Annotated in this window: 14 protein-coding genes; 9 read left to right on the forward strand and 5 right to left on the reverse strand. The window is 73.2% G+C overall.

Annotated features, from left to right (window positions below; all coding sequences use genetic code 11):
* The first annotated feature begins 125 nt into the window (after positions 1-125).
* The 7 genes from ABEA77_RS24510 to ABEA77_RS24540 all read left to right on the forward strand — a co-directional run bounded on the left by ABEA77_RS24510 (position 126) and on the right by ABEA77_RS24540 (position 9,712).
* Entirely contained in the window at positions 126-470 is a 345-nt protein-coding gene (locus ABEA77_RS24510) for a winged helix-turn-helix domain-containing protein (protein WP_345651583.1), read from the forward strand.
* Positions 471-476: 6 nt separating this feature from the next.
* Positions 477-1,886, forward strand: a complete 1,410-nt coding sequence (locus tag ABEA77_RS24515) for an ABC transporter substrate-binding protein (RefSeq protein ID WP_345651586.1) — start codon at positions 477-479, stop codon at positions 1,884-1,886.
* A 418-nt stretch (positions 1,887-2,304) separates the two neighbouring features.
* Positions 2,305-3,810, forward strand: coding sequence for an AAA family ATPase (locus ABEA77_RS24520; protein ID WP_345651588.1), 1,506 nt, complete (start codon positions 2,305-2,307; stop codon positions 3,808-3,810).
* Between the two features lie 891 nt (positions 3,811-4,701).
* Positions 4,702-5,436, forward strand: a complete 735-nt coding sequence (locus ABEA77_RS24525) for an RNA polymerase sigma factor (RefSeq protein ID WP_345651591.1) — start codon at positions 4,702-4,704, stop codon at positions 5,434-5,436.
* The gene (locus tag ABEA77_RS24530; protein ID WP_345651593.1) at positions 5,436-7,118 is read left to right on the forward strand and encodes a hypothetical protein; all 1,683 of its coding nucleotides are present in this window, start codon (positions 5,436-5,438) and stop codon (positions 7,116-7,118) included. Before ABEA77_RS24525 ends, ABEA77_RS24530 begins: the two co-directional genes overlap by 1 nt.
* A 412-nt stretch (positions 7,119-7,530) precedes the next feature.
* The gene (locus tag ABEA77_RS24535; RefSeq protein WP_345651596.1) at positions 7,531-9,129 is read left to right on the forward strand and encodes an acyl-CoA mutase large subunit family protein; all 1,599 of its coding nucleotides are present in this window, start codon (positions 7,531-7,533) and stop codon (positions 9,127-9,129) included.
* 19 nt (positions 9,130-9,148) lie between these two features.
* Complete coding sequence (locus ABEA77_RS24540; protein WP_345651597.1) at positions 9,149-9,712, forward strand: flavoprotein; 564 nt, start codon at positions 9,149-9,151, stop codon at positions 9,710-9,712.
* A gap of 40 nt (positions 9,713-9,752) precedes the next feature.
* Here ABEA77_RS24540 and ABEA77_RS24545 read toward each other — a convergent pair whose 3' ends face one another.
* Genes ABEA77_RS24545 through ABEA77_RS24560 form a run of 4 tightly spaced genes read right to left on the reverse strand, consistent with a single transcriptional unit; the run spans position 9,753 to position 14,404 of the window.
* Positions 9,753-10,835, reverse strand: a complete 1,083-nt coding sequence (locus ABEA77_RS24545; protein WP_345651600.1) for a hypothetical protein — start codon at positions 10,833-10,835, stop codon at positions 9,753-9,755.
* 11 nt (positions 10,836-10,846) lie between these two features.
* On the reverse strand, positions 10,847-11,773 hold the full coding sequence (locus tag ABEA77_RS24550) for an N-acetylneuraminate synthase family protein (protein WP_345651602.1): 927 nt from the start codon (positions 11,771-11,773) through the stop codon (positions 10,847-10,849).
* Positions 11,774-11,783: 10 nt separating this feature from the next.
* Positions 11,784-13,034 carry a cytidylyltransferase domain-containing protein gene (locus tag ABEA77_RS24555; protein ID WP_345651605.1) on the reverse strand — a complete coding sequence of 417 codons (1,251 nt, stop codon included), beginning with the start codon at positions 13,032-13,034 and terminating at the stop codon, positions 11,784-11,786.
* Between the two features lie 26 nt (positions 13,035-13,060).
* A complete protein-coding gene (locus tag ABEA77_RS24560; protein WP_345651608.1) occupies positions 13,061-14,404 on the reverse strand; it encodes a DUF6716 putative glycosyltransferase in 1,344 nt (447 codons plus the stop codon).
* Between the two features lie 187 nt (positions 14,405-14,591).
* Here ABEA77_RS24560 and ABEA77_RS24565 point away from each other — a divergent pair, with 187 nt between their 5' ends.
* The gene (locus tag ABEA77_RS24565; protein ID WP_345651611.1) at positions 14,592-15,572 is read left to right on the forward strand and encodes a glycosyltransferase family 2 protein; all 981 of its coding nucleotides are present in this window, start codon (positions 14,592-14,594) and stop codon (positions 15,570-15,572) included.
* Positions 15,569-16,966, forward strand: coding sequence for a polysialyltransferase family glycosyltransferase (locus ABEA77_RS24570; protein ID WP_345651614.1), 1,398 nt, complete (start codon positions 15,569-15,571; stop codon positions 16,964-16,966). The genes ABEA77_RS24565 and ABEA77_RS24570 overlap by 4 nt, the downstream gene beginning before the upstream one ends.
* Before the next feature lie 75 nt (positions 16,967-17,041).
* Here the strand turns inward: ABEA77_RS24570 and ABEA77_RS24575 are convergent, their stop codons facing one another.
* Positions 17,042-17,839: a class I SAM-dependent methyltransferase gene (locus ABEA77_RS24575; RefSeq protein ID WP_345651617.1), complete on the reverse strand. Its 798-nt coding sequence runs from the start codon at positions 17,837-17,839 to the stop codon at positions 17,042-17,044.
* Between the last annotated feature and the right edge of the window lie 511 nt (positions 17,840-18,350).

Genomic DNA, 18,350 nt, shown 5'->3' on the forward strand with positions numbered 1-18,350 from the left:
CGACGCGGACGAGCGCGTGGTGTGCGCCCGCCTCGCCTCCGCACACGGCGAGTTGAGGGAGCCACGCGGTAAACTGGGCGGCGGACGTGCTCAGGCGCCGGCAGGCACAAGAGTGAAGAGGGCAGATGGGGACCGACACGGTGTTCGAGGCGATGGCCAGCCCCGTACGTCGCGACATCCTGTCGTACCTCGCACAGAACGGCGAATCGAGCGCGGGGGACATCGCCGAACACATCGACCAGGTCGCACGCACCTCGGTCTCCACCCACCTGCGGCTTCTGCGCACCTGCGGTCTCATCACGGAACGCCGCGACGGCCGGCGGCGCCTGTACCGCCTCGACCGCGAGGGACCAGCGACCGCGGCGCTGAGCTACTTCCAGAGCCTCATGGCTGACTCACTCCGCCACATCCCGGAATCGGTCTCCACCCCCGCGTTTCCAGCCGACCCCGCAACCACACACACAGGATGAGCGTCCATGTCCGACCTCGTACTCGCGGCGACCGAGACCGTCGCGTTCGAGCGCGAGGACGTTTTCGCGGGCTTCGCCGGAACGAACGGGTGGCTGTTCGGCTGTCGCTGTGACCGGCTGACGGTCGGCGGCACCGTGTCGCTGTCCGTGCCCTTCGGCGGAGAATCCGGCGCCTTCCGCATCTACGGCCGGATCACCGCGGTGATACCCGAAACGGAAATCGTCATCACGCACCATCAGCCCTGGTCCGGGCGCCTGAGGCTGCGGCTGAGCAGCGTCGGCCCGATGCGCACCCGTGTGCGGCTCACGGCCGAGATCGGCGAGGAAGGCGTGTACTGGCTGATGCGCAGAAGCGGTTTCCCCACCCCGGAGCCCGCGGCGAGCGGCGCGGTGCGGATCGGACTGCTCACCAGCAAGAGCGGCCCCGGCGCCGTCTATGCCCTGGCAACGGAGAACACGGCCCGCCTCGCTGTGGAGGAACTCAACGAGGACGGCGGCATCCGCGGAACCGCGGCCCAGCTCGTCGTGGGCGATGACGGGACGGACCCGTCCCTCGCGGCGATCGAGGCGGCACGGCTCGTGCGCGCGGGCTGCCGGCTGATCGTCGCGAGCGTCACCTCGGCCAGTTTCGGTCCGGTCCGCCGCGTCGCCGCGAGAGCGGGCGTGCCGGTCATCCAACCCCTGCTGAACGAAGGCGGCGGGTCGAACGCCTTCTCGATGCGGCTGGGCGAACGCCCCGCACTACAGCTGCGGGCGGCCGTGAAACCGATCATGCGCGCAACCGGCAGCCGTAACTGGTTCCTCGTCGGTCACGACTACTCCTGGTCGCTGGCCGCAGGCCGCCACGCGCGACGCCACATCCCGGAGAGCGGAGGCCGTGTCGCCGGCGAGGCGCGTACCCGGCTCGGCAGCCACGACTACTCCCGCGTCATCGATCAGATCCAGGCGTCGAGAGCCGACCTCGTACTGAGCACGCTGGTCGGGCAGGACGAGGTCGAGTTCGAGCGGCAGTCCTATGCGGCTGGGCTCCGCGCGCAGACGAACACACTGTCCCTCGTGTTCGAGGAGGGCACGCGCGAGCACGTCGGCGCGCCCGCCGCGCTCGGGGTGTGGTCGGCGCTCGGGTACTTCCAGAACCTCGAAGGCGAACACAACACCGAGTTCCTGCGCCGGTACCGGCAGCGTTTCGGCCGCTGGGCACCGCTCGTGTCCACCACATCGGAGTCGGTGTACACCGCGATCAAGCTCTACGCACAAGCCGCGGTCGCGAACCCCTCCGCGCCCGTCGTCGCCGGGATCCGCATGCAGAGACTCGACGTCCCCCGTGGGCGGCTGTCCTTCGGCGATCACGAGACCTACGACCACCGCATCAGCCTCGCTCAGTCGACACCCGACTACCTCAAGGTCCTCGGTTGAACGGAGCGCGTGGAGTCCCCCCGGGGCCCGGCACTCGCCGGCGCGTTGGTCACGCCGTTGGCCACACGGGGCAGGGGGGGGTGAAGAGAACACCTGGCCACAGGGGTGAGCGTAGAAACGACGACCGGGGCCGCCACCCCTGGCCCGACGGAAACGCGGCAGGGCTCTGAGCAGGCATTTCGGCGTGCGGGTGGATGTCCTTGCCTGTCGGCTGATCCAGTCGCTGACCAGGTGTTTCTGCCTGCTCCTTGCCACTGTTGGTCACGCGTTGGTCATGCGACCCGACGCCGACTCGCCCCAGGAACAGCACCAGACGTTCTCGGGTCCGCAGCCTGATCGCCAGGATGATTCCCAGTACGACGCTTTTCGTCGAAGTAGACTTGGACGGAAAGCGTCGTACTCAAGCTGCGGAGGGTGAGTGGAGAAGAGACTGCCGGCCAAGCCGGACGATGTGGTCGACCGGGACCGGGAGTGGGATCTGCTCGCGGAGTTCCTCCACGATGCGGACCCGGCGATGCGGCTCGGCATCGTGTCGGGGCGGCGGCGGCACGGGAAGTCGTACCTTCTGCAAGCCCTGTCAGAGCAGGTCGGCGGTCTTTACGTCACGGCGGTCCGGGAAGAGGGGCGGCTGCCCGCGATCCGACGGTTCAGTGACGCGGTTGCTACGCATGCCGGTCTGAGGCCGGGCAGTCTGCGTTTGACCGACTGGCGTGACGTGTTGTCCAACGCCCTTGATGTGACGTCACGCTCGGAACACCCACTCCTGGTGATCGACGAGTTGCCCTATCTCCTCCAGCACTCGCCCGAGATCCCGGGACTGCTTCAGCAGCTTTACGACGAACGCCAGCGCGGCGCCCGGCGTGGTGCCGGGCCGGGGCCGCGGCTGATCCTGTGCGGCTCGGCGATGAGCGTGATGCACGAACTGCTCTCGGGAACCAAGCCGCTGCGGGGACGCGCCGTGATCGATCTGCGCCTGGGCCCCTTCGACTACCGTGACAGCCGGGACTTCTGGCAGATCACCGATCCGCTGACCGCGCTGAAGGTGCACGCGGTCCTCGGCGGGGCACCCGGCTACCGACCGGTGGCTGGCCGTCCGCATCCGGACGACGGCTTTGACGTGTGGCTCACCCGAACACTCCTCGATCCGGGTCGAGCGGTGTATTCGCGTACCGAGACCGAGTATCTGCTGCGCGAGGATCCAAGGATCACGCAGCACACCCTGTACTACGACATCCTCACCACGATCGCGAACGGCGCCACCACGCCCAGCAAGATCGGTGCCGCCTTGGAGCGGCCGCGCAATGCCGTCGCTCACCCCCTGGGCGTGCTGGAGTCCACCGGCTACATCCGCCGGGAACAGGACATCCTCCGCTCCAAACACCCCGTGATCACCCTTGCCGACCCCGTCATCCGCTTCAACCAGCTCATCACCCTTCCCCAGGCCGCCGCCGTGGAACAAGGCTTCGCCGAGCAGGTCTGGCAGCAGGCCGCCCCGACCTTCAACTCCAAAATCCTCGGGCCGCACTTCGAGGATTTGGCCCGAGATTTCACTCAACGCTACGCGCACACCGTGCTTCCCGGTGGGCTTCCCGGGCCGGTCGGCACCACCGAGGTCGCCGACCAGGCCGCCCGGACCAAGCATGAGATCGATGTGATCGCGTTGGCAGCGGGCGAGCGTCCGCAGGCACCCCGAGCGAGGATCGCGCTGCTGGGCGAAGCCAAGGCGACCGCCGCTCGCCGTGGGACCGGCGACCTGGAACGACTGGAACGCATCCGCGGCCTGCTCGCAGATCAGGGGCACGACACCGCTGCCACCACTCTGGCCCTGTACTCCCTGCACGGCTTCTATCCCGACCTGGTCGACCTGGCCCATCGCCGTGACGACATTCTTCTGGTCGATCTGCCTGCTCTCTACGGCAGTTGACCCAGCCAGCCAACGCTCCTGCTGAGGATCGCCGAACCTTGGCGGGACAGCGCGATGCCGGCCTACGCGCAATGGCCGTTGGAGGGCCCTGGCCGGCCTTTCGGCCCACCGGCCGTTTCCTTGAGCTGTCCTGTCCCGCCGCGCGCAGATGCGGCCGGACCGGGCGCTCTCCAGCCCGGGCGGCAGTGTCCTCCCGGCGGCGTGAGCTGTGCCCCTGGTGTCTGCTGCAGACGTCGCCGAGACGGCAGGGGGCGGGCGCCCAGTCAGTTGTCGGAGGCGACGGACTGTACCGCCAGGGCTACCAGACGTGTGGAACTCACTACGTGGATCCGCATACGGGGGAGGGACGTCGGCGCGCACTCATCCCGTCGCGGACCGGCAGGAGAGCGCCGCGGCCATGCGCGTGCTCAAGGCCATCGTCGCGCTGCCGGACGGCAGCGCGACGACAAGCGGGCGGGGCCTGACGTGCGGCGACGCCGCTGACACCGTTTTCCGATCTCCTGGCACGGGGGTGTCCCTTACGGGACGGTCCAGCGCCTCGTACTGAACGCGATCACGCCGGGCTTACGCGAGGCGTCCGGCCGGTTGGTCACGTGGTGGCCATGCTGGTCACCGAGCCTGTGTATCGCCGCGGGCCAGATCCCTGAAACCGAAACGACGACCGGGGCCGCCACCCCCCACAGGAGAGACCCCGGCCGTCGCCGTGCGGTGCCGCGTTGCGACCCCGTCATTCAAGACAGCGCCGACCGTGCCGTTTCTGTCACACCTGGGCGCAGTAAATTGTTGCGGCTTGTACGAGTCATGGACGCGGGGCACGAAAAGGCCGTAGCGTGCAAATCGCGTGGGGTGGCGCGGCAATGACCAGCTGCGGATCAGGACGGGTTGTGGGTTGTGCTGGGGGATGACGCGGAGCTGACCGCCGCGGTGCACGCGGCTCGGGACGGGGACGAGGACGCCTTCCGTACCGTCTACCGGGCCGTGCACCCTCGGCTGCTCGGCTATGTCAGGACGCTCGTCGGCGACTTCGACGCCGAGGACGTCACCTCGGAGGGCTGGCTCCAGATCGCCCGCGACCTGGGCTCCTTCGAGGGCGACGCCGACCGCTTCAGGGGCTGGGCCGCCCGGATAGCCCGCAACCGCGCGCTCGACCACATCCGGATGCGCGGCAGGCGGCCCGCCGTGGGCGGCGACGACAGCGAACTGACCGGGTGGGCCGCCGACTCTGACACCGCGGACGAGGCCATGGAGGCCCTGGCCACCGGCCGCACCCTCGCGTTCATCGCCCAACTGCCGCAGGACCAGGCGGAGGCCGTGGTGCTGCGCGTCGTGGTGGGGCTCGACGCGAAGACGGCGGCGGAGACCCTCGGCAAGCGGCCGGGCGCCGTCCGCACGGCCGCCCACCGTGGCCTGAAACGGCTCGCCGAGCTGATGGAGGCGGGGTCCTTCGAGGCTGCGGGGCGCCCTGTCCGAGCCCCCGGCGCCGCCACGGAACCGGAGGACCCGCTCGGCCTCGCGGGCCGCTGCGGGCCGCTGGGCGGTGTGCCGGTGCAGCGCACCCCGGTGGCGGGGGTGTCGGAACCCGTGGGTGTGACGCATTCGCGCCCGCGGACGCAGAAGGACATGTGATGGCCGACGAGCGTGACCCGTGGCTCGACCAGGACACCGCGGAGAGGCTCCTGCGCGGTGACCTCGTCGGGACCACCGGCGCACACGCGGCGGCTGCGGCGCGTGCCGTCTCGGCCCTGCGCGCCCTCGCCCGCGTCGCACCAGCAAACACACCGCGTTCCCCGGCCCGCGCCGCGGCCGTGCCCGGCGAGACCCGCGGCGAGGCAGCCGCACTCGCGGCCTTCCGGAACACCACGCGCCGCCCACCGCACGACACGGCCCCGGCCCCCGGGGACACCGCGGCGCCCGGCCCGGACGCCTCCGGCCCGGACGCCTCCGGCCCGGACGGCGCGGGCCCGGACGCCTTCGGCCCGGACGGCGCGGGCCCGGACGGCGCGCGCCGGGCCCTCGGCAACCTCGCCGTACGCGGGGGCGGCGGGGGGGGCGGCGACCCGGCCCGCGAGAATCGCGCCGCGCGCGGTACGGGGATGCCCGCCGTGGGGGACGCGCCGGATCCCGTGGACGTGGCCGCGCGGGGCGTCGGGACGCCCGGTGCGTGGGACGGCGGGGCCAGACCCCGTAGGGGCGTGGCCACCGTGCGGTCCGTCCGGGTGCGTGGCCGGGCCGGGAAGCCGCGGGGACGCGGTGTCCGCCCGGTGCCCGTGGGAGCCGGCCGCGCGGAGAACGGCGGCCAGGGCCGTGGCGCGCGGCCGCGGGTGGGATTCGCCGCGCTGCTCGTGGGGTGCTTCGTCGGCAGCGCCGCCCTCGCCGTGGGGTCCGGGGTGTTCGTGGTGCCCGCGCCCGCCGGCAGCGACCAACTGCCGCGCTCGCCCGCCGCCGTGACCGGTGAGCCGCTCCCGTCCGCCACCGGGCACGCGGGCGGCGCGGAGCCCGCCCCCGGCCTCTCGCCCGGCACCCTGCCGGGCGGCGCGGAGAGCGCCGCGCCGGGGCCCTGGCGGACCGTGGGCAGAGAGCTGCTCGCGCTCGGCGGCGCCCGGACCGCCGTCATCGGCACCCCGACCTCCCGGGCGCCAGCGGCCGGGGTCTGGTCGGCCCCGCAGGCCGGCGGCACCTCCTCCGCCTGGTACGCGGCGGCCGTCGATGCCTGCGAGCACCTCAGGGACGGCACCCTCGACGCCCGCCACAAGGCGCAGCTGTTCCGTGCCGCGCGGGGCGCGGGGGCCGCCGCGTCCTTCTGCGACGGCCTCCTCGACGTCCGCACCCGCGACAGCGGCGGCTCCTCGGCGAGCGCGGGCGACCCGTCGCCGAGCCGCGGCGGCGGCTTCGGCGCGTACGACCCCGGCGGCAGCGGCAGGCCCGACTCCCCGCCGTCCGGCGGCTCAAGCGGCCCGGCGGGCCCCGGCAGCACGTCCCCTTCGTCCGAGCCGCCGACCTCGTCGGACCCGTCAGACGCTCCGTCGTCGGAGCCCGCGGGCCCACCGGCCTCTTCGGCCCCGGGCACCCCGGACGGCCCGAGCGTCCCGAAACGCCCGAGCACCCCGGCGGATTCCGCGAACTCCGCGGCGCCCACCGCACCCACGGCCCCCGCGGGAACCAAGCCCGCGCCCCCGCAGGGCGCCCCGTCCGCCGTCGCGCGCCCCTCCGCCGTACCGGCGGCGGCCCGGGACGCGGCCCGGGACGCGGCCCGGGGCGGTGACCCGGGCGGTGACCGGGACGCGGCCGAGGACGCGCGCCCACGGTGAGCCACGACGCCCGCGACCTGCGACTTCGCACCCCGCGCGCAAGGGTGTGACGTTTTTCCGCGCTACGGCGCAGTAGAAAGTGGGCCGACTGGTCATCGGCCGCGCAACGAGCCGGGGTTCCCCCCGTACCTTCGGCTCAGCGCACAGGCGCGGACGGGGCACGTTCCCCCGGTCCCGTCCGCGCCCCTTTCCCGCGCCGCGGGCGCCGCCCCCTGCCGGGCAGCCGCCCGTCGGGTGCGCGCGTCCGCGCTGTGAGCAAGCTCCCAGCGTGTGGCCCTCCACCGGCCGCACCCGCCCCACTACAGTCCGCCGGAGGACGCAGCCCGGGCGGGCCCGTGCCCGCAGCCGGGGCGGCGTCCGGCACCCAGGTGGACACCGAGGTCCACGCGAGTTTCCGAGGAAGGCACGGACCATGGCGCGCGAGCCCGGCAGCGGACGAGTGACCGAGAGCGGATTCCCCGTGCAGCCCGTCTACGGCCCCGGCGACCTCACCGGCTGGGACCCGGCGGAGAAGCTGGGCGAGCCCGGCGCGTACCCGTACACCCGCGGTGTCTACCCGAGCATGTACACGGGCAGGCCCTGGACGATGCGGCAGTACGCCGGGTTCGGCACGGCCACCGAGTCCAACGCCCGCTACAAGCAGCTCATCGCCAACGGCACGACGGGCCTGTCCGTCGCCTTCGACCTGCCGACGCAGATGGGTCACGACAGCGACGCGGCGATCGCCGCCGGCGAGGTCGGCAAGGTCGGCGTCGCGATCGACTCGATCGACGACATGCGGGTGCTGTTCGGCGGGATCCCGCTGGACAGGGTCTCCACGTCGATGACGATCAACGCGCCCGCGGCGCTGCTGCTGCTGATGTACCAACTGGTCGCCGAGGAGCAGGGCGTGGCGCCCGGTCAGCTCACCGGCACGATCCAGAACGACGTGCTGAAGGAGTACATCGCGCGCGGCACGTACATCTTCCCGCCGAAGCCGTCGCTGCGGCTGATCGCCGACATCTTCAAGTACTGCAAGGCCGAGATCCCGCGCTGGAACACCATCTCCATCTCCGGCTACCACATGGCGGAGGCGGGCGCGTCGCCCGCGCAGGAGATCGCGTTCACGCTCGCCGACGGGATCGAGTACGTGCGCACCGCCGTCGCGGCGGGCATGGACGTGGACGACTTCGCGCCGCGCCTCTCGTTCTTCTTCGTGGCCCGCACCACGATCCTGGAAGAGGTCGCCAAGTTCCGTGCTGCGCGCAGGATCTGGGCCCGCGTGATGCGCGAGGAGTTCGGCGCGAAGAACCCCAAGTCGCTGATGCTGCGCTTCCACACGCAGACCGCGGGGGTCCAACTCACCGCGCAGCAGCCCGAGGTGAATCTCGTACGGGTCGCGGTGCAGGGTCTCGCCGCGGTGCTCGGCGGCACCCAGTCGCTGCACACCAACTCCTTCGACGAGGCGATCGCCCTGCCCACGGACAAGTCCGCGCGCCTCGCGCTGCGCACACAGCAGGTGCTGGCGTACGAGACGGACGTGACCGCCACCGTCGACCCGTTCGCGGGGAGTTATGTCGTGGAGAAGCTCACCGACGAGGTGGAGGTGGCCGCTGTCCTGCTGATGGAGCGGGTCGAGGACCTCGGCGGCGCGGTCAACGCCATCGAACGCGGCTTCCAGAAGAACGAGATCGAGCGCAGCGCCTACACGATCGCCCAGGAGACCGACAGCGGCGAACGCGTCGTCGTCGGCGTCAACCGCTACCAGCTCGACGAGGAGGAGCCGTACGAGCCGCTGCGCGTCGACCCCGCGATCGAGGCCCAGCAGGCGGCCCGCCTCGCCGCGTTGCGCGCGGAGCGCGACCAGGGCGCCGTCGCGGCAGCGCTCGCCGAGCTCCAGCAGGCGGCGAAGGGCGAGGACAATGTCCTCTACCCGATGAAGAGGGCGCTCGCGGCCCGTGCCACGGTCGGCGAGGTCTGCGACGCCCTCCGCGAGGTCTGGGGCACGTATGTCCCGGCGGACGTCTTCTGACCAGGGGAGCGGTGGCGCGGTGCGTGCGCAGGAGCGCGGGGTCCTCGGGGTCGTGGGCACGGGGGCGGGCGGGGTCGAGACCCTGCGGACGGGGCTCGTGGAACCGGCCCTCGCCCGCGGCTGGCGGGTCGCCGTGACCCTCACGCCCACCGCGGGACGCTGGCTGCGCGCGACCGGCGAGGCCGACCGCCTCGCCCGGCTGACCGGCCTGCCCGTGCGCGACGCGCCGCGTCTGCCGGGCGAGGCCCGCCCCCACCCGGACGCGGACTGCTACGTCGTCGCCCCTGCCACCGCCAACACGGTCGCCAAGCTCGCGCTGGGCATCGCGGACAACCAGGCCCTGACCCAGCTGGGCGAGGCTCTCGGCATCCCTGCCGTCCCGGTCGTCGTGTTTCCCAAGATCAACACCGCCCACGCGCGCCACCCCGCATGGCAGGGCCACATCACCACGCTGCGCGAGGCGGGCGTCCACCTGGTCCAGGGCCCGGACGTCTGGCCCCTGCACGGCCCCCGCGCGCCCACGCCCCGGCAAGACCTCCCGTGGCCCGCGGTGCTCGCCGCCCTCGACCAGGCCACGAACTGACGCCCCCCGCCTGGCCCTTCGGGGCCGGGGCGGAGGAGCGTCACGCCGGGCCGGCCAGGCGGTGGACGTTCTTGGCCGCGTCGGTGACGCCCGAGAGGAAGCCCTGGGCGCGGGGGGAGGCGCCGGCCTTGAGCCACTCGGGGGCGATGTCGCAGACCGCGACCCTGACGCCGGTGCCCGCCAGGGCCAGGGGCAGGGTGTGGACGACCGTCGAGGGGAAGCTCAGGATCGTGCGGCTCGTGGGGCCCCTGCGGGCGATGAGTTCGAGGGGCAGGTCGGGGCGGACGATCTCCAGGCCGGTCGCCGCGTGGAGCGCGTGCAGCTTGTCGACGTGCTCGCGGCGGTGCGCGAAGTAGCGGATCGCGCGGTGCTCGCGGGCCAGCGCCTTCACCGCCTCGGTGTACCGGGCCTCGTCCACGACGCCCGTCTCCACCAGCGACGTGCCGACCAGGTCGGCGCCGTCGAGGAGCTTCGGCGGGCCGAAGGTGGCCCGGGTCCACGCGAAGCTGTTCTCCGTCACGTCTATGCCCGCGGGCGCCTCCCGCACCGGCATGGACGTGAACACCTCCACCGACCTGGCGGCCGTGGGGGTGAGACGGCGGCGGGCCGCCGCGGTGACGGGGGCGAGGGCGAGTTCACGCGGCCCGCGCGCGCCGCCGCGCCGGTGCCACCGCACCAGGCGCTCGCCGCGCGCGAGCTGGCCGACGAACTCCATCGTCGCCGTGCCGTCGTCCACGACGGTCAGCCACTTGCCGCCCGCCATCGTCAGCAGCAGCTGCACGTACCGGGAGAACGGGTCGCCGATCACGATCCGGCCCGCCCTGTGCAGCAGCGGCGCCAGCTGGCGCACCGTCTTGAGCGGGGCCCCCGCGCCGCCCCTCGCCTCCTGCCAGCGCACCGTGCAGCCCTGGTCGCGGGCGAGTTCCGCCATCCGGCGCAACTGTCCCCGCGACATCGGGTCGGTGGGGGAGAGGACCACGACGGTCAGGTCGTCCGCCCTCGTCCCCGTGCCCGCCCACTCCAGTACGTTCAGCAGCTGGACGGGGCTCTCCACGAACGCGATGGCCCGCTGGGCGCGGAGGTCGCGGCGGCGCGGGGCTCGTTCCCCGCTCGTACGCGGCACGGCCCGCGCCGTCAGGCCCGCGCCGCTTCGGCCTCGGCCACGACGCCCGGCACGCGGCGGAGCTTCTTCATCGGGCCGAGCTCGGACTCGTAGACCTTCTTCACGCCGTCACCGAGGGACGCCTCGATGGTGCGGATGTCGCGCACCAGGCGCTGGAGGCCCTGCGGCTCCACGGACGCCGCCTGGTCGGAGCCCCACATCGCGCGGTCGAGAGTGATGTGGCGCTCCACGAACACGGCGCCGAGCGCGACCGCGGCGAGCGTCGTCTGGAGGCCCGTCTCGTGGCCGCTGTAGCCGATCGGCACGTTCGGGTACTCGTTCTGGAGGGTGTTGATGACCCGCAGGTTCAGCTCCTCCGCCTTCGCCGGGTACGTCGACGTGGCGTGGCAGAGCAGGATGTTCCCGCTGCCGAGCACCTCCACGGCGTGGCGGATCTGCTTCGGCGTCGACATGCCCGTCGACAGGATGACGGTACGGCCCGTGGCGCGCAGCGTGCGCAGCAGTTCGTCGTCGGTGAGCGACGCGGACGCGACCTTGTGCGCGGGGATCGAGTCGAACTTCTCAAGGAACGCGACCGCCTCGGTGTCCCACGGGGACGCGAACCAGGCGATGCCCTTCTCCTTGCAGTGCTCGTCGATGGCGCGGTACTCGTCCTCGCCGAACTCCACGCGGTGGCGGTAGTCGATGTACTTCATCCGGCCCCAGGGGGTGTCGCGCTCGATGTCCCACTGGTCGCGCGGGGTGCAGATCTCCGGGGTGCGCTTCTGGAACTTGACCGCGTCGCAGCCGGCCTCGGCGGCGACGTCGATCAGTGCGATCGCGTTGTCGAGCTCGCCGTTGTGGTTGATGCCGATCTCACCCGTGACATAGACGGGACGACCGGGTCCTGCCGTGCGCGAACCCAGCGTGCGCAGGCGGGAAGAGGCGTCGGTGCTCATGGGACTGTCCTTAACTGTCGTTGCTGACTGGGGTGTTCGGGTTGTTCGGGTTGTTCGGGTTGCTCGGGGTGAGGTGGGGGGCGGGGGCGTGCAGCCCCGGTCCCAGCAGCCAGCCGGCGATCTCACGGATCGCTCCCTCGCCGCCCGGCGTGGTCGTGACGGCGCGCGCGGCAGCGCGTACGGCGTCGTGGGCGCTCGCGACGGCCACGGGCCAGCCGACGAGGCCGAAGCACGGGAGGTCGTTCACGTCGTTGCCGACGTAGAGCACGCGCTCGGGCGTGACCCCGTGCTCGTCGCACCACTGCTTCAGTGCGAGATCCTTGCGGTCGATACCGTGCAGTACCGGCACCTTGAGCTTTCTCGCGCGGGCCGCGACGACCGGGTTCCGCTCGGTGGAGAGCACCAGCAGTTCGAGCCCGGCCCGGCGCAGCGCGGCGACGCCGAGGCCGTCGCCGCGGTGCACGGAGACCATCTCGCGGCCCTCGGAGTCGATGTAGACCCGGTCGTCGGTCTGCGTGCCGTCGAAGTCGAGGACGACCGCGTCCACGTCGCCGTGGGCGGGCAGCACCGCCGGGTCGAGCAGCGGCGCGAGCGCGCGCGCCCGGTCCAGGTCGTGCGGGTCGTCGATCTCCAGGACGCGCGCCGCCTCCGTGGCGACCAGCTTCGTACGGCCGAAGAAGCGGTGCCCGGCGGCCCGGAAGCCGTCGGCGCGCATCGCGTACGCGGCGCCCGTCTCCAGGTACTCGGCAGGCCGGTCCTGGCGGCGCGGCCTGTCGGACTTGTCGTGGTTGACGCCGAAGCCGTCCTCCGCGCCCTCAGGTCCGCCCTCGCGCCAGAGGAAGCCATGCGAGGGGGCGACGGTCAGCGCGGTGTCGGCACCGCCCGCGGTGATCGCGGCGGCGACGCCGTCCATGTCCTGCGCGGTGACGAACGGGCTGGTGCACTGGACGAGCAGCACCACGTCGACGGTGGTGCCGCGCTCCGCCTCGAAGGCGTCCATGGCGTGCAGCACGGCCGCCTCGCTGGTCGCCGTGTCCCCGGCGATCGCGGCGGGCCGCAGCACGACGCCGGCGCCCGCGGCGCGCGCCGCCCCGGCGATCGCCGCGTCGTCCGTGGAGACGACGACGTCGGTGACCCCGCGGGCCGCGCGGCAGGCCCGTACGGCGCGCACCACCAGCGGCACGCCGCCGACCTGGGCGAGGTTCTTCGCGGGCACGCCCTTGGACCCACCGCGGGCGGGGATCACGGCGAGGACGGTCATAGGTGCTCCTTGGTGCACGGGCCGGTTCACAGCTCGCCCATCCGGCGGATGACGGGCGCGACGCGCTGCACGCCGTGGCGGTACGCGCCGCGGGCCGCGCCGCGCACGGCCTGCCGCACGGCCCGGCGCATGCCGGACGCGTCGCGTGCCGTGGCGCCGGCAGGCAGCGGCCTGCCGTCCGGGCCGAGGCGGTGCCTCGCGAGCAGCTGCGGCAGGTAGCCGGGGGCCGTGGTGCGGGTGTAGTAGGGGGCGATGGGCGGGAGTTCGGGTCCGTCGAGCAGCTTCGCGACGCGGTCGCGCGCCTGGTCGAAGGCGGCGGCGTACGAACCTTCCCCGGAGGTGGCGCCCCCGGCGGCGACGCCCTGCCGGTCGGCCCACACGGCGTCGGCGCGCGGCTTGAGGCCGCTGTCGAGCTGGTCGAAGGAGGCGAGGCAGCCTGAGCCGATGAAGTGGTGGTTGCCGAGGGGCTCGCGGATGCCGAGGTCGGTGAGGATCGCGGTCGGGATGCGCCGGTGCAGCGCTTCGAGCGCCGCGGTCGAGGAGACCGTGACCAGGAGGTCCGCCGCGTCCAGGACCTCGCCCATGTTCCCGTACACGAGGCGGAAGTTGGGTGGCAGGCCGCCGGGTGTGCGCTCGGCGAGCCGCTGATAGGGGAACTCCTCGACGTGCGTGGTCTGTTCGCCGACGCGGCTGCGCAGCTTCAACAGCACCTCGCGGCGCGGGTGCAGCCTGGCGTGCTCGATCAGCCGCCGCAGCACGTACGCGCGGTCGGCGCGGGTCACAGGGACGGACGGCTGGGCCGCGAAGACGACCGTGTCGCGGCCCTCCCGCGGCGCGTAGCGCGCACCGCCGAGGAACGGCAGCGCCGCCTCGGTGACGCACGCGGCGTCCGCCCCGACGCCCTCGTACACGTCGCGGAAACGGAGCGCGTCGTGGCGGGAGTTGGCGAGGACGACATCGGCGCCGTGCCGCAGCAGCAGCCCGTCGGCGAGCTTCTCGTAGACCACGCCGACATAGCCGGTGACGACGACGGGCCGCCGCGCGAGGCCGAGCGCGGCGATGCCGTGCAGCATCGCCTGCACACCGCCGCCGACGAGGGCGAGCACGACCAGGTCGTACGCCCCGGGGTCGGCCGCGAGCGCGGCGAGGAAGGCGGTCCCCGTGATCTCGCGGACCTCGGCGGCCTCCGCCCCCACCTCCGCGAGCTGGCGGGCGGTGGGCGTGGCGCGGCCGCGCAGCAGGAAACCGCTGAGCTCGACGGCGCGGCCGGCGGGAGCGATGCGGCGCGCGGTCAGCGCGCCCCACTTCCACCGGGTGTCGGAGTCGGCGAGCACGGCGACCCGGACCGCGTGACTGGTACGTGAGGGCACGTCCCGGACGTTAGGAAGCCACGTCGGTCAGCGGCCCAACTCCATGGCAACAAAGGGTTAACAGCCCGTCTACGAATGGGGAAAGCGCGCACTTCAGGAGGTGGTTAAGGGTTCCGTCATGTGCCGTTCACCCGTCGTACTCCGCCCCGTAGGGAACGGACCCGGACCAGCGCCTAGCGTCACCGGAGTGGTCAAGCTCTCCGTCATCGTGCCGTACTACAACGTGCGGCCCTTCATCACCGAAGCCCTGCGCAGCCTGCGGGCGAACCTCGGCGCCGACGACGAGGTCGTCTTCGTGGACGACTGCTCAACCGACGGCACGCCGGACGTGGTCGAAGCCTTCGCGCCCCAGCTGCGCTGCGAGGTCCGCCAGATCAGACACGAGCGGAACAGCAGCATCGGCACGGCCCGCAACACGGGCCTTCGAGCGGCGACGGGCGAGTACCTGACGTTCCTCGACGGCGACGACTGGCTGGCGCGCGACTACCTGCCCGCGCTGGTGACGGAGATCGAGCGGCTCGGCGTCGACTTCATCCGCACCGACCAGGTCCGCTGCACGGCACGCGCCCGCACCGTCTACCGCGCCCCGATCGGCCCGCGCGGCACCGTCCTCAGGCCCCGCGACCTGATCCTTCCCGACAACCGCTCCACCTCGGTCGACTACCCCTACTCGTGGGCCGGCCTCTTCCACCGCCGCCTGTACGACGCGGGCCTGATGGCCTTCCCCGAGGGCCTGCACACCGCCGAGGACCGGCCGTGGATCTGGAAGCTGCACCGGGAGGCCGAGTCCTGCGCCGCGGTCAACCACCTCGGCTACTACTACCGGCGCGGCGTCCAGTCCTCGCTCACGCAGATCGGCGACACCCGCCAGCTCGACTTCGTCGCCGCCTTCGACCAACTGCTGCGCGAGACCGCCGAGGACCCGGAGGCCGACCGGCTGATGCCGAAGGCCGTACGCACCTACTGCGCGATCATCACCCACCACCTGGGCCAGATCGAGCGGTTCGAGCCGGGCGTCGCCCGGCAGCTCAAGGCGATGAGCGCCGCGGCCCTGCGCAGGATGCCACAGGACGTGCTCGACGACACCCTGTCCTCTCTCGACCACCGGCGCGCGGGCCAACTCGCCAAGCTGCGCCGCCGCACGGCTCCCGCGGAGGCCGCCGCATGACCACCCGAATCCTCCTCGCGTCCACCCTCTACGGCGCGGCGACGCTGGCCGCCGCGCTGGACGCCGGGTGCTTCGAGCCCGCCTCCCGCACCATCCTGCTGGTGTCGAACAACGCGGCCAACCCCGAGACCACGCCGGGGCTCGACGAGATGTCCGGCTTCGAGCGGCTGCGCGACCGGTTCGACGAGGTGCGCTCCTGGAACGAGGCCATCCACCCCTTCCACCCCGGCTCCTGGTCGCCGCGCCCCGACGACGTGCCCCTGTGGGAGCGCCACCTGCGGCTGCTGTGGCAGCTCGGCGACGACCCGGTGCACCTCGTCGCCGAGTCGATCCAGGTGGTGCCCGCGCTCGCGGTCACCGACATCTTCACCGGCGCGCCGATCGACCTCTACGCGGACGGCCTGATGAGCTACGGCCCCACCCGCAACAGGATCACCCCGCTGATCGGCACCCGCATCGGCCGGGTGCTCCACCTCGACCTCGTACCGGGCCTGCGGCCCATGCTGCTGCGGGAGTTCGGCTCGGAGCCGGCCGTCGTGCCCACCGAGGCGTTCCTGAAGGTCCTCGCCGAGATCGGTGCCGACGCGCCCGACCTGCCGGGCATCCCCGCGGCGGCCCCGGCCGACGACACCGCGGACGCCGGTGTGCCCGCGGCCCGGCAGCCCGCGCTCCTCCTCGGCCAGTACCTCTCCGCGCTCTCCATCCTCACCGCGGACGAAGAGGAGGACCTGCACGTGAAGATGGTGCGGGGCGCGCACGCGCTCGGCCACCGCCGGGTCGTCTTCAAGCCGCACCCCACCGCGCCCGCCCGCTTCTCCCTGCGCCTCGAAGAGGAGGCGGCGCGGCTCGGCGTCGAGCTGACGACCGTCGAAGCGCCGGTCATCGCCGAGGTGCTCTACCAGCGGCTGCGGCCGGGGCTCGTCGTCGGTTGCTTCTCCACCGCGCTGTTCACCGCCGCGTCCCTCTACGGGCTGCGCGTCGCGCGCGTCGGCACGGAGCTGCTGCTCGAACGGCTCACCCCGTACGAGAACAGCAACCGCGTGCCCGTGACGATCTGCCACGAGCTGCTGCCCGACGTCACCGACAGGGCCGCGGTCGAGGCGCAGCGCCTCGGCGGCCGCACGGCGGAGCTGACGGAACTGCTCGCCGCGGTCGGCTTCGCGATGCAGCCGAAGGTCAACCCGGACCTGCGGGAGCGCGCCGTGCGGTACCTGACGAAGCATCAGGATGCCCGTACGATGCGCTACTTCAAACGCCGCAGGCTCACCGTGCTCGGCCTGCCGGGCGGCCTGCCCGCGCGCATGGCCTTCATCCCGCGCAACGCGCGCGTACGGGGCGTGGTGCGGCGCGTCAGGTCGCTCAAGCGGACCGCGGCGGGCGAGAACCGCGGCTGAGGTGTCCGCGGGCGCCGGTGGGTGCGTGAGGGCGCCGTCTCGCGGGTGGTGCCGGTCGGCGCGGGCGCCCGCCGGTCAGCGCAGGGGGCGGCGGCCCCAGGCTGCGACGTCCGCAAGGCACAGGTCGCTGAAGTCGGGGCTCTCCACCAGGGCGGAGAACGCGGCGAGTTCGCCGTGGCTGAGGCCGTGCACCGTGTGCAGGTCCTGGGCCATCTGCTCGGCCGTCAGCCGCCAGAACCTGCCCATGGGGCCGGGCCCGACGGTGGGCAGCGTGGCCTCGGCGCCCACCTGGACGAGCCCAAGGGAGCGCAGCGGCGAGGGGAACGTACGCGCCCACGCGCAGTCCGTGCCGAGGCGCCGCTCCACCGTCTCGCACATGCCGAGGCCCACCCTGCGGTAGAGCGGGTGGGGCGACGACTCCAGCGGGAAGCCCGCCATGTCCTCGACGAACAGCAGGCCCCCAGGGGCCAGCCAGCGCACCACCCGGGCGAGGACGGTGTCCCGGTCGCGGTGGTGGGAGAAGACCCAGCGCGCATGGACCAGGTCGAAGGACCCCTCGGGGAAGGAGTCGGCGGTCACGTCGTGCTCCAGGGCGCGCCAGCCACGCCGCCGCTCCTGCGGCGGGAAGTGCCGGGTGTCCACGTCCGTGGCGACGACCTCGCCCTTCGGGCACCGCAGCGCCAGCCACGCGGCGACCGTGCCCGCGCCCGAGCCGATGTCGAGGCAGCGCGCGTCCTCCGGCAGCCCGAAGCGCTCAAGGCGCCGGAAGGTCACCGGGTCGAGCGCCCGCGCGAGCGCCCCGAGGCGCTCGGCCTCGTCGCCATGGGTGTGTGAGAACAGCCGGTCGCCGTACCGTTCCGCCGCAGTGTCCACCGCGGACTCCCTCCCTCGCCCCGCCGGGGCCCGGCGAAGATCGCCGGGTCCATGGTTCGGGGCACGGCGGCGGCCGGGCAACGGCGCACGGGGGCACGCCGGGGCCCCGCGGGGGCGCCCGTGCCCGGCCGGGTGTGCGCCCCGGTGCGCGTCCCGCGCCGCTCCCACGCGGACGGCGCCCCAGCGGCGGTGAACGGGCGGATGAACGTGTCGTGACGGCACTGCGCAACTCGGACTTCCCCGTCCGACCCCGGTGGCCCGCCGCCCTACGGTGGCCGCAAGAGCGGCGGCGCCGGGCCCGCGCCGGCCGGGAGCCGGCGGGCCGCGCGTTCCGCCGCGGGACCCGAGACGAGGGGGGAATCCGGTGGCGACTGCTCCGGAAGTGCGGACGGACACGGGCGCGGAGCCGGTGTCCGGCACCGCGGGGGGCGTGGAGACGGGAACCCGGCCGGGCACGGCGGCCCCGGGGGCAGCGCCGGCCGCGCGCGGCCGGGCCGCGCCGGCCGCGGGG

The organism is Streptomyces tremellae, assembly GCF_039540215.1.
GTDB classification, from domain to species: domain Bacteria; phylum Actinomycetota; class Actinomycetes; order Streptomycetales; family Streptomycetaceae; genus Streptomyces; species Streptomyces tremellae.

Bases quoted from the DNA above. Each gene is read 5' to 3' on its own strand.
- ABEA77_RS24535 (WP_345651596.1), top strand. From the start codon at position 7,531: ATGGCGCGCGAGCCCGGCAGCGGACGAGTGACCGAGAGCGGATTCCCC.
- ABEA77_RS24570 (WP_345651614.1), top strand. From the start codon at position 15,569: ATGACCACCCGAATCCTCCTCGCGTCCACCCTCTACGGCGCGGCGACG.
- ABEA77_RS24510 (WP_345651583.1), top strand. From the start codon at position 126: ATGGGGACCGACACGGTGTTCGAGGCGATGGCCAGCCCCGTACGTCGC.
- ABEA77_RS24555 (WP_345651605.1), bottom strand. From the start codon at position 13,034: ATGACCGTCCTCGCCGTGATCCCCGCCCGCGGTGGGTCCAAGGGCGTG.
- ABEA77_RS24550 (WP_345651602.1), bottom strand. From the start codon at position 11,773: ATGAGCACCGACGCCTCTTCCCGCCTGCGCACGCTGGGTTCGCGCACG.
- ABEA77_RS24515 (WP_345651586.1), top strand. From the start codon at position 477: ATGTCCGACCTCGTACTCGCGGCGACCGAGACCGTCGCGTTCGAGCGC.
- ABEA77_RS24530 (WP_345651593.1), top strand. From the start codon at position 5,436: ATGGCCGACGAGCGTGACCCGTGGCTCGACCAGGACACCGCGGAGAGG.